We start from the raw sequence: 15957 nt of genomic DNA, 5'->3' as shown, positions 1-15957 counted from the left end.
CTTCTTGCTGATGTTTCGTTTCATTTTTTTCAAACCAAAACTTGGCGATAAAAAAACCTAGTAAAAAGATTGCAAAATATTTTAAGTAGCGCATGTGTTAGGTGTTAGGTGTTAGGTGTTAGGTGTTAGGTGTTAGGTGTTAGGTGTTAGGTGTTAGAAATATACGAAAACTTATCTTTTTAGAATTTAAGCCCGTTGCTAACCAAAAATGTAGAGAAACCTAAAAAAATGTAAATTCATCATAGTAAATTTTAACTATCAGTTAATTGTAGTATTAATCAGAAAGGATTAATGTCATTCCCGTGAAAACGGGAATCTAAATACCAATATTTTTATAGATTTCGACTTTCGTTGGAATGACTAGACGTTTTATAATACTGATAAATATTTAATCTCTTACGTCGAACTCAATTTAAGACAGAGGCTAAATGGTAATATTTATTCTACAATTTCTTTTTCTTCCTCTTTAGGAAAAGCTTGTTTATTAAATATAAAAAGAATGACAACACCAATACTAATCCAAGAATCTGCTCCATTAAAGATCGCATTAAAAAAAGTGAAGCTTTCACCTTCGTACATCGGGAAATATAACATATCAACTACTTTTCCATAAAACAATTCACCATATGGGTTTTCTGCAAAAAGAGTTGCCACTTTATGTTGAGAAGAGTCAAAAATAATTCCGTAAAAAACTGAATCTAAAATATTACCAACGGCACCTGCTAAGATTAATGAAATTGCAATTACCACTGCTGTATGAGTATTTCTTTTAATCGTTTGCCATAACCAATAGCAAATTCCAGAAACTGCAGCAATTCTAAACAAAGTTAAAAATAGTTTACCCGTTCTACCACCAAACTCAAAACCCCAAGCCATTCCGTTATTTTCGGTAAAATGAATTTTAAACCAGTCTGCAAATACCACAACTTCTTCGCCTAAATAAAAATGTGTTTTTACATATATTTTACTTATTTGATCTATCAAAATAGCGACTATAACAGTAAGGATTGCAATATTTTTTTTAGACATTTTGGTGATTTATTTCAGACAAAAATAAGAATATTATTGTGTTTCTTCAGTAATTAACTCAACATTTACATACACAGATTTCACAATCAGTTTTGCTCCTTTTTTTACTTTCTCTTTTAAAGGTGATTTTACTTTTTCTCCGTTCTTAATTATCGTCCCTTTTCTTGATTTAATATGTAAATCAGTATTTTTTGTATTTGCAAATACAGCTCCAGAAAGTAAATCTATTTCTGTAATTCCATGATTTTTTTTAATTCTAACAATTCCTTTATCAATTAAAAGCCGTAGAATTCCGTTGTAATTATTTTCTTCAACATCTAACAAACCTCCAAAAACGGTTACTTTTTTATCTTTAGGTATTTTAATAGTTATACTAACATTACTTGGTGGTGGCAATGAAAATTGATTCATCTTATCGGTTGTAGCATTTACAATTTTAAGCTGAGTTTCAATTTTTAAAACACAATTGTAATCATTACAAGAAATATTTTCGATAACACCAATATTGTCATCATCGGTTAATATCAATTCTATGTTATTCGTTTTAGAAGTTTCTATTTTTAAGAGATCAACTCCTTTGGTGTGAATCTCAATAAAAGGCGCATCACTAGAAATTGTTTTATGCGTTTTTTGCTGTGCATTAACAATAGAAAAGCAACATAGAAATAATATGCTAAGGTATTTTACCATAAAACAAAAAAGCATCCAAATTTGGATGCTTTAGGATTATTGTTTTCTTTTAGCTTCTATGCTTAAAGTAGCATGAGGAACTAATTTTAAACGTTCTTTTTGTATCAGTTTTTTAGTCACTCTACAAATTCCGTACGTTTTATTTTCTATACGCATTAACGCGTTATTTAAATCACGAAGAAATTTCTCTTGCCGTATCGCTAACTGAACATTGGCTTCTTTTGCCATAGTATCAGAACCTTCATCAAACGATTTAAAAGTTGGTGACGTATCGTCTGTTCCGTTATTAGCATCGTTTTTATACGCACTTTGTAATAGTGCTAAATCTTCCTCTGCTCTTGTTATTTTTTTTAAGATAATTTCCTTAAACTCTTGTAAGTCTTCATCAGAATACCTTGCTTTTATTTCGGGCATAGTCTTACACTTTTTGGATTAATATTCTACTTTTTATGGTGTCGAATTCAATTTCTGTCCCATCTTCTAAAGCATCTACAAAAACTAACTCTTTAGCTAATGTTTCGCTCATAATATATTCTTTATTTTCTTCAATAGAAACCTGCAAATCAGCAAACTTTTCTACTGTTAACTTAATTTTATCTGTTACTTCTAAACCGGTATCTTTTCGCCCGTTTTGTATTCTATTTACCAATTCTCTAGCAATTCCTTCTTTACGTAATTCTTCGGTAATAGTAACATCTAACGCAACTGTTAATCCGCCAGCATTTGCAACTAACCATCCTTCAATATCTTTGGATGAAATCTCAACATCACTCACGTCCAAAGTAATCATTTTATCATTAACTTTTACAGAAATTTTTCCATCTTTTTCAACAGTAGAAATTTCATCTTGTGTAAAGTTTTGAATTGCAGCAGCTACAAAACGCATATCTTTTCCAAATTTTGGTCCTAAAGTTTTAAAATTTGGCTTGATTTGTTTTACAAGAATATCCGATGCATCATCTAATATTTCAATCTCTTTTACATTTACTTCCGATTTTATTAAATCTGCAACAGCTAAAATTTCTTCTTTCTGAGTAGTATCAGATACAGGAATCATTATTTTCTGTAATGGTAAACGAACCTTAATCTTTTCTTTTGCTCTTAACGATAAAACTAAAGAAGAGATAGTTTGCGCATTTTCCATCTTTCTCTCTAAAGATTTATCTACAAATGATTCATTATATACTGGAAATTCAGCTAAATGCACACTTTCAAAACTTTCTGTTGATGTTGCTTCTGATAAATCTTTGTATAATCTATCCATAAAAAATGGTGCAACTGGCGCACTTAATTTTGCAACCGTAAGCATACATGTATATAATGTTTGATATGCAGAAATTTTATCTTGTTGATACTCCCCTTTCCAAAAACGTCTTCTACACAAACGCACATACCAATTACTTAAATGGTCTTGTACAAAATCAGATATTGCTCGTGTTGCTTTTGTTGGCTCATAATCATTATAAAAAGTATCTACTTTTTCTATTAATGAATTTAATTCTGATAAAATCCAGCGATCAATTTCTGGTCGTTCATTTATTGCAATATCAGCTTCTGAATAACTAAATTCATCAATATTAGCATACAAGCAAAAGAATGAATACGTGTTATATAAAGTTCCAAAAAACTTTCTTCTTACTTCTTCTATTCCAGCAATATCAAACTTTAAATTATCCCACGGATTTGCGTTAGATATCATATACCAACGCGTAGCATCTGCTCCGTATTTCTTTAATGTTTCAAAAGGATCTGCTGCATTTCCAAGACGTTTAGACATTTTGTGTCCGTTTTTGTCTAATACCAATCCATTTGACACTACATTTTTATAGGCAACAGAATCAAAAACCATCGTTCCAATAGCATGTAATGTATAAAACCATCCACGGGTTTGATCTACACCTTCTGCAATAAAATCTGCTGGAAACGATTTATTTTCATCAATTTTTTCTTTATTTTCAAACGGATAATGCCATTGTGCATAAGGCATAGAACCAGAATCGAACCAAACATCAATTAAATCACTTTCTCGATTCATTGGTTTTCCGGATGCAGAAACTAATGTGATTTTATCAACTACATTCTTATGTAAATCGATTTTATCATAGTTCTCTTCAGTCATATTTCCAACCTCAAATTCTGAAAAGATATCAGAATCCATCATACCAGCATCTACAGCACGTTCCATTTCAGCTTTTAACTCTTCAACTGAACCGATACAAATTTGTTCTGTACCATCTTCAGTTCTCCAAATTGGCAACGGAATTCCCCAAAATCGTGATCGAGATAAATTCCAATCATTAGCATTTTTTAACCAATTTCCAAAACGTCCAGTTCCTGTAGATTTTGGCTTCCAATTGATTGTTTCATTTAAAGAATGCATTTTATCTTTAACATCAGTAACTTTTATAAACCAAGAATCTAAAGGATAATATAGAATTGGTTTATCTGTTCTCCAACAATTTGGATAACTGTGCACATATTTTTCAACCTTAAAGGCCTTATTTTCTGTTTTTAATTTGATAGCTAATTCTACATCTACAGATTTATCTGGCGCTTCACCATCATTATAATATTCGTTCTTTACATACTTACCTGCAAACTCAGCCATTTCTGATCGAAACTTACCTTGTAAATCTACTAAAGGAACTGGATTGTCATTTGTATCTAATACTAATAATGGCGGAATTTCTGGTGTTACTTGTTTAGCAACTAATGCATCATCTGCTCCAAAAGTTGGTGCTGTATGTACAATTCCTGTTCCATCTTCTGTAGTAACAAAATCTCCAGGAATTACTCTAAAAGCATTTTCTGCATTTTCATATGGCAATGCATAATCCAACAATTGCTCATATTTTATTTCTAATAAATCTTTTCCTTTACACTCAGTTGCAATTAAAAAAGGAATCTTTTTATCTTCTTTAGTATACCCAGAAAGTACAGAAACTTCTTCTGTTTGTTCGTATTTACCACCAAACTGTTTTCCAACTAAATTCTTAGCAAGAATTACATGAATTGGCTCAAAAGTATATTGATTATAAGTTGCAACAACCACATAATCGATTTTTGCACCAACCGTTAATGCGGTATTAGATGGTAACGTCCAAGGAGTAGTTGTCCAAGCTAAAAAGTGTAAATGATCGTATCGCTTTAAAAATTCTGGTAATGTATTTTCTATTGCTTTAAATTGAGCAACAACAGTTGTATCAGTAACATCTTGATAAGTCCCTGGTTGATTTAATTCGTGCGAACTTAAACCAGTTCCTGCTTTTGGTGAATACGGTTGAATCGTATATCCTTTATATATCAGGTTTTTATTATAAATCTGTTTTAACAACCACCAAACAGATTCCATATATTTTGGCTTGTAAGTAACATATGGATCATCCATATCTACCCAATACCCCATTTTCTGAGTTAAATCGTTCCAAATATCTGTATAACGCATCACAGCCTTTTTACACGCTTCGTTATACTCTTCTACCGTAATTTTTTTACCGATATCTTCTTTAGTAATTCCAAGTTCTTTTTCAACACCTAATTCTACTGGCAAACCATGTGTATCCCAACCTGCTTTACGCTTTACTTGGTATCCTTTCATGGTTTTATAACGCGGAAAAATATCTTTAATAGCTCTCGCTAAAACATGATGTACTCCTGGTAATCCATTTGCAGATGGTGGTCCTTCAAAAAACACAAAAGGCTTTTTACCTTCTCTTGTAGAAATACTTTTTTCAAAAACATTATTTTCTTCCCAAAAACCTAATACTTCTTCGGCTATTTTTGGCAAGTCAAGTCCTTTATATTCAGTAAATTGTTTACTCATTTCGTCCTTCTCTATAATCGATTTGCGAAATTACGTATTTTCTTGGTTTTTTGGTATAAAAAAACATCTCTTATGATTAAGAGATGTTTTAACTATTATTTTTTAATAAATTTATATTATTACTTTTCTATCATAATAATAAACTCAGTTCTTCTGTTTAATTGATGTTCTCCTTTAGAACATCGTACGCCGTTTGTACATCCATTGGTCAATTGAGTTTCCCCATATCCCTGTGCTGTGATTCTGTTTGAACTAATTCCTTTTCTTGTGATGTAGTTCATCGTTGACTCTGCTCTTCTTTTTGATAAAGCTTCATTGTAAGAATCTCTTCCTCTTGAATCTGTATGCGATGCTGCTTTGATGATCATCTTTGGGTATTGATTCATAATCCTTACAATATAATCCAATTCTCTTGCGGCATCTGGTCTGATTGTTGACTTATTCGTTGCAAAATAAATTGGTTTTATATTGATAATCATCTCATTTCTATCATTATATGTCAACCCATCTACTAAGCCTAAATCAAAGTTTAGGTCTAATGCTAACTCTGCCTTGTCTGTAGTATTAAAAGTATCTTGATCTGGCTTATAATATTCTTTTGATGCAATAGCGGTGTAATTATTATTACAGGGTAGTTTATAACTAAACTTTCCATGTAAGTCTGTCATAATTGTTGCTATTGTTTTACTGTCTTTTGTTTGTTTTATAATCACCTTAGCATTGGCTAGTGGAATATTTAATTGTTTGTCTCTTACATACCCTGTTACACTTTGTTCACAGGGTTTGATAATCTTTATTTCTTCTTTCCTCTGCTCTGTAAAACCATAAATATCATCATCCCCTAATCCTCCTGCTCTGTTCGATGAGAAATACCCTCTTCTTGGATTTTGAGTTTCATTGATGATAATTCCAAAGTCATCTGCACTACTATTTATTGATGTTCCTAAACTTGTTGCTTTATCTTTACTATTTAGGTTGTACTTATATATATCTAAGCCTCCTAAACCTTTTCTTCCGTCTGATGAGAAATACAATTTGTTGTCTTTGGTTACAAACGGAAACATCTCTTTTCCTGTTGTGTTGATATCTTGTCCTAGGTTCATTACTTCTCCATAGCTTCCATCTTCATTTATTTTAACCTTGTAGATATCCGTCTTTCCAAAGCCGCCTTCTCTATCTGAGGTAAAATACAGTGTTTTATTATCTGCACTTAATGCTGGATGTCCTGTGGAGAATTCATCACTGTTAAAAGGGAGTTCTTCTAAATCTTTCCAAGCTGTATCGTCTTCGTTTCTTGTTGCTTTGTAGAGTTTTAGTTTGTTGATTCCTTTTTTATCGGTTTTATAGCGTTTCTTATAATAATTATTGCGTGTAAAATATATTGTTTGATGATCGTTTGTAAACACGGCATTAGATTCATGATAGGTCGTGTTTAACTTATCGATTGAGAAGTAGTCTATCTCTTTAACTAAGTTCGTTGAATCTTCTACTTTGGCTATGTATAGGTCTAAAAAGGTTCTCTTGTCTTTTCCCCAACGGTGTCTTACCGTACGTTTGTCTGGTCTTTCTGAAGCAAAAACTACATTGTCTTTATAATACATCGGACTAAAGTCTGCTCCTTCTGTGTTGATGCCTTCTACGCTATAAACGCTATAAGTAGTTTCTTGTGCGTTTATTTGTGTAGTACCCAGTAGCAGTACTAATGCTACGATGATACTTTGTTTTATTGTCTTTTTAATATTGTGTACATATGTTTTCATGGCCTATCGTTTTTAAAAGAATCTTGGTGATTTTATCTTATCACTAACAAATGAAAAATCAAATAATAAAAACACCTCATGGGAGCCTGAATTAAATTGTCCTAAATTACTAACCGTATGATCATAGGCATAGCCTAATCTCAGGTTGTTAGTTGCTCGTACATTGATAAGGGTTGATATAGAATCATCAAAACGGTATGAGAGTCCAAATTCTAGTTTATCATTCAATAGTATGTTTCCTGATAGGTCTATCGAGGTTGGTGCTCCAGGTGCGGTCTTGACCATAAATGAAGGTTTGAACTTTAAAGTTTCACTTAAATCAAATACATATCCACTGGTAATAAAGTAATGGGCTACATCACTTGCTTTTGTTATACTTCCTCCTGCCTTATCAAAATGGAGGGTCTTTAACATATTGGGTAAAGAGACTCCTGCATAGAACTTATCAGTATAATAAAAAACTCCTGCTCCAAAGTTTGGGAGCGCTCTGTTAATTCGATTGGCAAAAGCCACATCTCCTGGGTTGGTTGTTTGGATAAAAGGCAAGTTCACATCTAAAAAGGAGAATCCTGCTTTTAATCCTAAGGCTAAGTGTTTGTCCTCTCCTACTTGCAGGGTATAACTAAAATCTGCATACGAGCTTTGTTCTCTTACAGGTCCTAGTCGGTCTGCTATAATAGAGAGTCCTAATCCTACCTTCTTTCCTACAGGTGCATGAATTCCTAGTGCGACTGTTTGGGGTGCGCCTTGGATACCAATCCACTGGCTTCTACCTAAAAAGTTAACCGTCATCGCTTCTTGTGATCCTGCATAAGCTGGATTCACAATATTCATATTGTACATATAATGCGTGTACTGTGGGTCTTGCTGAGCGTAAATACTTACGCTCAACAGCATTAATAACCCTACTAATATCTTCTCTAATTTCATATTTTATCTGTTTAAATAAACCCAACCAGAAATTGGCTTTCTATTGTCCTTGTTGAAATAAATAGTATAATAATAAGTACCCACTGGAACGCCTTTCTCTCTATTAAAGGTCAATCGTTCTGCGGAAGTACCATCCCACCAAGTAGGTTTAGACTTACCATTATTATCATAATCATAAACAATATTACCCCATCGGTTATAAATCTTCAATTGGAAATTAGGATATTTTGCAACAGCTGGTATAATAAAAGTATCGTTAACACCATCTCCATTTGGAGAGAATCCATTAGGTACTAAATCACAAAGTGTAACATCAATATGATCTGGAATACCATCTTCATCACAGTCTAACATAAATTCACTTGCGGTAGAAACTCCATCATTATCATCATCGATATCTAAGTAATTTGGAATACCATCACCATCGGTATCATCATTGATTGGATTACCATCTACAGAAACCACATCTTCATCAATTGTATTTATACCATCTCCATCATCATCTACATCTTGGAAATCTCTTTCTCCATCGCCATCTGTATCGATTGGGTCTGTCTTTAATATATCACTATCGGTAAATGTTTCAATATCATCATATAATCCGTTTCTTCCAAATAACGATCCATCTCCATCAATAACTCCATCTCCATCTACATCTGGTGCATTTGAATCTGATTCATATAAATCAAAAATACCATCGCCATCTGAATCTAAATCCAAATGATCTGGTGTACCATCACCATCAGTATCTAATGTGAAATCTCCTCCATTTTCTACTAAATCTGGAATACCATCATTATCATCATCGATATCTATCGTATCTGGAACGCCATCGCCATCTGTATCTAAACTTGTGTCATCATTATCTAAATAGTTTGGTATACCATCATTATCTGTATCATCATTTGCTGGATTTCCATCATTATTAGAGTCTTCATCTTTAGTATCTATTCCATCACCATCGTCATCAGTATCTAAATAATCTGGAGTACCATCTCCATCGGTATCGTCATCATTTGGATTTCCATCGTTATCAACATCTTCATCTATTGTTGAAACGCCATCACCATCATCATCAGTATCTAAATAATTTGGTGTACCATCTCCATCTGTATCATCATTTGTTGGATTTCCATCACTTGATACTACATCTTCGTCTGACGTTAAAATACCATCACCGTCATCGTCTGTATCTAAATAGTTTGGTGTGCCATCTCCGTCTGTATCATCATTCGTTGGATTACCGTCACTTGTTACAACATCTTCGTCTGATGTTAAAACACCGTCGCCATCATCATCGGTATCTAAATAGTTTGGAACGCCATCACCATCTGTATCATCGTTTGTTGGATTTCCATCACTACTTACTACATCTTCTCCTGATGTTAAAATACCATCGCCATCATCATCGGTATCTAAATAGTTTGGAACGCCATCACCGTCTGTATCATCATTGGTTGGATTACCATCACTACTTACAACATCTTCTCCTGATGTTAAAATACCATCGCCATCATCATCGGTATCTAAGTAATTTGGAACGCCATCACCATCTGAATCATCATTGGTTGGATTACCATCACTACTTACTACATCTTCTCCTGATGTTAAAATACCATCACCGTCATCATCGGTATCTAAATAATTTGGAACGCCATCACCATCTGTATCATCATTCGTTGGGTTTCCGTCACTTGATACAACATCCTCTCCTGATGTTAAAATACCATCACCGTCATCATCGGTATCTAAGTAATTTGGAACGCCATCACCGTCTGTATCATCATTGGTTGGATTACCATCACTACTTACAACATCTTCTCCTGATGTTAAAATACCATCGCCATCATCATCTGTATCTAAATAGTTTGGAACGCCATCATCGTCTGTATCATCATTGGTTGGATTTCCATCATTACTTACAACATCTTCTCCTGATGTTAAAATACCATCACCGTCATCATCGGTATCTAAGTAATTTGGAACGCCATCACCATCTGAATCATCATTGGTTGGGTTTCCATCACTACTTACTACATCTTCTCCTGATGTTAAAATACCGTCGCCGTCATCATCGGTATCTAAATAATTTGGAACGCCATCACCATCTGTATCATCATTAGTTGGGTTTCCGTCACTTGATACAACATCCTCTCCTGATGTTAAAATACCATCACCGTCATCATCGGTATCTAAATAATTTGGAACACCATCACCATCTGTATCATCATTGGTTGGATTTCCATCACTACTTACAACATCTTCGTCTTTAGTATCAACGCCATCGCCATCATCATCTTTATCTAAGTAATTTGGAACGCCATCACCATCTGAATCATCATTGGTTGGGTTACCATCACTACTTACAACATCCTCTCCTGATGTTAAAATACCATCACCGTCATCATCTGTATCTAAATAATTTGGAACGCCATCACCATCTGTATCATCATTTGTTGGATTACCATCACTACTTACTACATCTTCTTCTGATGTTAAAATACCATCGCCATCATCATCGGTATCTAAATAATTTGGAACGCCATCGCCATCTGAATCATCATTGGTTGGATTACCATCACTACTTACTACGTCTTCATTTTTAGTATCAACGCCATCGCCATCATCATCGGTATCTAAATAATTTGGGATACCATCACCGTCTGTATCATCATTGGTTGGATTACCATCATTATTTACAACATCTTCATTTTTAGTATCTACGCCATCTCCATCATCATCTGTATCTAAATAGTTAGGGATACCATCACCATCTGTATCATCATTAGTTGGATCACCATCATTTGAAATTACATTTTCATCGGTAGTATTTATTCCGTCACCATCATCATCTACATCTTGGAAGTTTGGTATACCATCACCATCTGTATCTGTTAAAGGCAAACTTACTCCACCTGCATCTGAATCATACGTATCATCATAACCATCGTTATCTAAATCATTTATCAATGTTCCATCAGGATTGATATTATCAACAACACCATCATTATTAGCATCTATTCCGCCTCCTTCAATAATATCTTTAATTCCATCGCCATCTGAATCTAAATCTAAATGATCTGGGATTCCATCACCATCTGTATCTCTTGTTGAATTACCATTTTGTTCAACTAAATCTGGGATTCCATCATTATCATCATCGAAATCTAAACTATTTGGAACGCCGTCTCCGTCTGAATCTAAAGTAAGTGATAGACTGATGGTAGCAACATTAGAGTTTAATCCGTCATTATCATTTACTGTATAGTTAATACTTGCAATGTTTCCTGTAAATCCACTTTCTGGTGTAAAGACTACATTTCCTGTTGCATCAACTGTATATGTTCCTTGACCAGCAATTACCAACGATGTACCTGTACTACCTGTATTTGTTGGATCTGTTGGGTCAATTAAAATGATTGATGTAGGATCTATAGTTCCATCAATATCTGTATCATTATCTGCTACTAAAGGAATTGTAACTTGACTTCCAATATTTCCATTTTGCGTATTATTTACTGCAACTGGTGCGTCATTTACTGGTGTAACAGTAATATCTAATGTAGTTTTAGCTGTATCTGTTCCATCAGTTACAGTATACGAAACTTGTGGTACTGTACCGCTGTAATTTTCTGCTGGTACAAATGTATAGCTACCGTCTGCATTAATGGTTAACGCTCCTTCTGTTAATTGTACCGTGTTTCCTGCTGGATACACTACGCCATCAATCTCAAAATTAGTAATTGTTAATGTTCCGTTTTCTTCATCTGTATCATTCGATAATAATCCGTTTGCTGCATCAACATTTATTGGTGTATCCTCTAAAGTATCTACAGTTTCTGAATTTGCAGTTGGTGCATCATTTACTGGATTAACAACTAAGTCTAACGTACTTGTATCTGTAAGTCCTTTATTGTCTGTAACCGTATACGTAATCTGAGGAACTGATCCGTTAAATGTTCCATTTGGAACAAACTCATAACTACCGTCTGCATTTAACGCAATAGTACCAACATTTGGAATTGTTACTGCACTTCCATCTGCTGGATAAGTAGTTGTTATTCCATCAATTTGGAAACTTGTTACCGTTATGGTGTTATTTCCATTTGGATCAGTATCATTGGTTAATAACCCATCTGCAGCTGCTACTGTTAACGTTGTTGGTTCGTCTGTAGCGTTTGTATTCGGATTTGCTGTTGGTGGTAAATCTGTTTCTGGTACTTTTACTGTTACCGTTGCAGTATCACATAATCCAGCTGCATCACATACTTGATAAACAAACGTATCATCTCCAGTTATAAATCCTGCATTTGGTGTATAAGTTACTGTTCCATCTCCATTTACTAGTACTGTTCCATTTGGTGGATTCATAGTAATGGTTACTGTTAATGCTTCTCCATCTGGTTCAACATCATTTGGTAAAATTGATATTGTAACTGGCACACCAGGATTTGTTGTTCCTAAATCGTCCATTGCATCTGGCGCATCATTTACTGGTGTAACAGAAATGTCTAATGTATTTACAGCTTCTAATACTCCGTCGGAAGCAACATATGTTATTTGTTGTACGTTTCCGTTGAAGTTTTCTGCTGGACTAAATAAATAACTTCCGTCTGCATTAATAGTAATTTCTCCTTCTGGAATGGTAGCTTTCGTTCCTGCTGGATAAGTCATTCCACCAACAGTAAACTTAGTTAATGTTAAATTCACACCTTCTGGGTCAGCATCATTTGCTAATAATCCGTTTGTTCCAAATACTAATAAGTCTACATCTTCTAATGTTGTATTGGTATCTGGCTGTGTTTCTGGTGCGTCATTTACAGAATCAACTAATATATCTAATGTACTAGAAGCTATTAACGTTCCATCACTTATTACATAGGTGATTTGTGGCACAGCGCCAGAGAAATTATCTGCTGGTACAAATGTATAGCTACCATCAGAATTAATTGTGATTGTTCCTTCTGGCAATGTTACCGTTGTTCCAACTGGTTGTGTCATTCCACCTACAGTAAATTCTGTTACTGCAATGTTGTCTCCATCAATATCACTATCATTCTTTAACAATCCTTCTGTAGCAGTTACTGTTAATGTTTGCTCTTCTGGTGTTGTTATTGAATCTGGTGTTGCAGTTGGTGCATCGTTTGCAGGGTTAACTGCAATGTTTAATGTATTTGTATTTGTAATTGCTCCATCTGATGATGTATACGTAACTTCTGGTATATTTCCGTTGAAGTTTTCAGCTGGATTAAATACATAACTACCATCTGAATTAATAGTTAATACTCCTTCTGTTAATGTAACTGTTGTTCCAGATGGATAATTATTTCCATCAATGGTAAAATCGGTTACCGTTAAGTTTGCTCCTTCAGTATCAGAATCATTTGCCAATAATCCATTCATAGCATTCACGATTAAATTAACATCTTCGTTTGTGCTATTTGTATCTGGATTTGTTATTGGCGCATCATTTTCATCTGTAACATTAATGTTTAATGTTGATGAATTTGAGAATCCTGTTCCATCTGAAATTGTATAGGTAACTTCAGGAATACTTCCACTAAAGTTTGCTGCTGGTGTAAATGTATAACTACCATCTGCATTAACTTTTAGTGTTCCTTCTGCAAAAGTAGCAGTATCTCCAGCCATATAACTCATGCCTGCAACACTAAACTGAGTTACTGTTAATGGATCTGTATTTGGATCTGTATCATTAATTAATAATCCTGCAGTTGCAGCAACAGTTAATGTCATGTCTTCTGCAATTGTATTCGTATCAGGATTTGCATTTGGTGGTAATGGTCCTAACGGAACTGTTACAGTTACCGTAGCCGTATCACAAGCACTTTTTGTATCACAAACTTGATATTCGAATGTATCTGAACCTGTAATAAATCCTGCATTTGGTGTATAGGTTATTGTTCCATCTGGATTTATTAATACCGTTCCATTTGTTGGTTGGGTAGAAATTCCTGAAACATTTAATGTATCTCCGTCTTCATCGGTATCATTTGCTAATACATTAATTGTAACTGGTACTCCTGGATTTGTTCCTGTTAAATCATCTACTGCAACTGGTGTGTCATTTACTGGAGTAATTGTAATATCTAATGTATTACTATCTGTTAATACTCCATCTGTTGCTGTATAAGTTACTTGTGGAACTGAACCACTAAATGTTGGGTCTGGTACAAATGTGTAACTACCATCAGAATTTATAGTTAATTCTCCTTCTGGTAAAGTTACAGTTGTTCCTGCTGGATATGTCATTCCACCAACCGTAAACTCTGTTACAGAAAGTGCAATACCTTCTGGGTCTGAATCATTTGCTAATAAACCATTTGCAGCAGTAACCTCAACATTAGAACCTTCTGCAACAGAAGCTGTATCTGCTACCGTAATTGGCGAATCATTTACTGGTGTAATAGTTATATCTAATGTTGACGTTTGTGGTGTTGTACCGTCTGTAGCTGTATAAGTTACTTGAGGAACAGTACCTGTAACGTTTGTATTTGGAACAAAGATATAACTACCATCTGAGTTGATGGTTAAATTACCTTCTGTAAGATTTGCTGTTCCTCCTGCTGGATATGTCATCGTTCCTACAACAAATTGTGAAATAGTTAATGACTCTCCTTCTGTATCTGTATCATTAGATAATAATCCGTTTGCCGCTAATACACTTAGCGTTGTATCTTCTAACGTTGTATTAGTATCTACTTCTAACATTGGCATATCATTTACAGCGGTCACTTCTATAATTAATGACGCTGTATCTGTTTCTGATCCATCTGTAAGTGTGTATACTACTGCTGGAACTGTTCCGTTGTAATCTGCTACTGGAACAAATGAATAGGTTCCATCAGAATTAATGGTTAATGCACCTTCTGGAAGTGTAACAGTTGTTCCTGCTGGGTGCGTTGCTCCATTAGCTGTAAACTCTGTAATACTTATGGTTGCATTCTCAACATCTGAATCATTCATTAATAATCCTTGTGCTGCATCTGTAACATTTATAGGTGTATCTTCATTAGTAGTTGCCGTATCATTTTGTGCATCTGGCTTATCATTAATTGGTGAAATAGTGATATCTAATGTTGACGTTACTGGAGTTTGTCCATCTGTTGCTGTATAAGTAATTTGTGGAACTGTGCCAATTACATTAGCATCTGGTGTAAATGTATAACTACCATCTGTATTTATTGCAATAATTCCAATTCCTGTAATAGTTACATTAGATCCATCTGCCGTATGTGGCGTTGTATCACCAGCAACTAAAAATTGAGTAACTGTTAATGAACTATCTGTATCCGTATCATTCGATAATAATCCTTGAGCAGTTAACACATTTAAAGCAGTGTCTTCTGGTGTGGTATTAGTATCTGCTACTAGCATTGGAGCATCATTAGATGCTGCAACATTAATTGTTAATGTAGCTGTGTCTGTTTCAGCCCCATCTGTAAGTGTATACGTAACTGCAGGAACGGTTCCATTATAATTTGTATTTGGAACAAATGAATAGGTTCCATCAGAATTTATGGTTAACATTCCTTCTGGAAGTGTTGCAGTTGTTCCTGCTGGATATGTAGTTCCGTTTGCAGTAAACTCTGTAATACTTATGGCTGCATTCTCTATGTCTGAATCATTCTTTAATAATCCTTGTGCTGCATCAGTAACATTTATAGGTGTATCTTCATTTGTTGTTACTGAATCATCTTGTGCATC

General features: G+C 34.3%; 7 protein-coding genes (1 of these 7 only partly in view). All 7 read right to left on the bottom strand.

Translation table 11 applies throughout. The annotated features are described in order from the left end of the window. Nucleotides 1-438: 438 nt before the first annotated feature. Nucleotides 439-1029: a lipoprotein signal peptidase gene (locus tag OD91_RS09170; protein ID WP_144896089.1), complete on the bottom strand. Its 591-nt coding sequence runs from the start codon at nt 1027-1029 to the stop codon at nt 439-441. 33 nt (nt 1030-1062) lie between these two features. Next, nucleotides 1063-1719 (bottom strand): hypothetical protein, encoded by a 657-nt coding sequence (locus OD91_RS09165; protein WP_144896088.1) that lies wholly within the window; start codon nt 1717-1719, stop codon nt 1063-1065. A 36-nt stretch (nt 1720-1755) separates the two neighbouring features. Continuing rightward, on the bottom strand, nt 1756-2133 hold the full coding sequence (locus OD91_RS09160) for a TraR/DksA C4-type zinc finger protein (protein ID WP_144896087.1): 378 nt from the start codon (nt 2131-2133) through the stop codon (nt 1756-1758). A gap of 4 nt (nt 2134-2137) precedes the next feature. Next, the gene (gene ileS / locus OD91_RS09155; RefSeq protein WP_144896086.1) at nt 2138-5542 is read right to left on the bottom strand and encodes an isoleucine--tRNA ligase; all 3405 of its coding nucleotides are present in this window, start codon (nt 5540-5542) and stop codon (nt 2138-2140) included. Between the two features lie 119 nt (nt 5543-5661). Then, nucleotides 5662-7302, bottom strand: a complete 1641-nt coding sequence (locus OD91_RS09150; RefSeq protein WP_144896085.1) for an OmpA family protein — start codon at nt 7300-7302, stop codon at nt 5662-5664. A gap of 12 nt (nt 7303-7314) precedes the next feature. After that, nucleotides 7315-8232 (bottom strand): type IX secretion system membrane protein PorP/SprF, encoded by a 918-nt coding sequence (locus OD91_RS09145; protein WP_144895660.1) that lies wholly within the window; start codon nt 8230-8232, stop codon nt 7315-7317. Nucleotides 8233-8235: 3 nt separating this feature from the next. After that, a protein-coding gene (locus OD91_RS09140; protein WP_144896084.1) for an Ig-like domain-containing protein crosses the window boundary here: on the bottom strand, nt 8236-15957 show its 3' end. 21090 nt of this gene lie beyond the right edge of the window; only the last 7722 of its 28812 coding nucleotides appear in the window; its start codon lies beyond the right edge, outside the window; the stop codon is at nt 8236-8238.

The sequence above is a fragment of the Lutibacter sp. Hel_I_33_5 genome (assembly GCF_007827455.1).
GTDB lineage: Bacteria > Bacteroidota > Bacteroidia > Flavobacteriales > Flavobacteriaceae > Polaribacter.
Note: the sequence above shows the minus strand (reverse complement) of the source record. Positions and strands in the feature narration are given on the sequence as shown.

Excerpts from the sequence above, each read along its gene's own strand:
- OD91_RS09170 (WP_144896089.1), bottom strand. The coding sequence starts at position 1,029 with ATGTCTAAAAAAAATATTGCAATCCTTACTGTTATAGTCGCTATTTTG.
- OD91_RS09165 (WP_144896088.1), bottom strand. The coding sequence starts at position 1,719 with ATGGTAAAATACCTTAGCATATTATTTCTATGTTGCTTTTCTATTGTT.
- OD91_RS09160 (WP_144896087.1), bottom strand. The coding sequence starts at position 2,133 with ATGCCCGAAATAAAAGCAAGGTATTCTGATGAAGACTTACAAGAGTTT.
- ileS (WP_144896086.1), bottom strand. The coding sequence starts at position 5,542 with ATGAGTAAACAATTTACTGAATATAAAGGACTTGACTTGCCAAAAATA.
- OD91_RS09150 (WP_144896085.1), bottom strand. The coding sequence starts at position 7,302 with ATGAAAACATATGTACACAATATTAAAAAGACAATAAAACAAAGTATC.
- OD91_RS09145 (WP_144895660.1), bottom strand. The coding sequence starts at position 8,232 with ATGAAATTAGAGAAGATATTAGTAGGGTTATTAATGCTGTTGAGCGTA.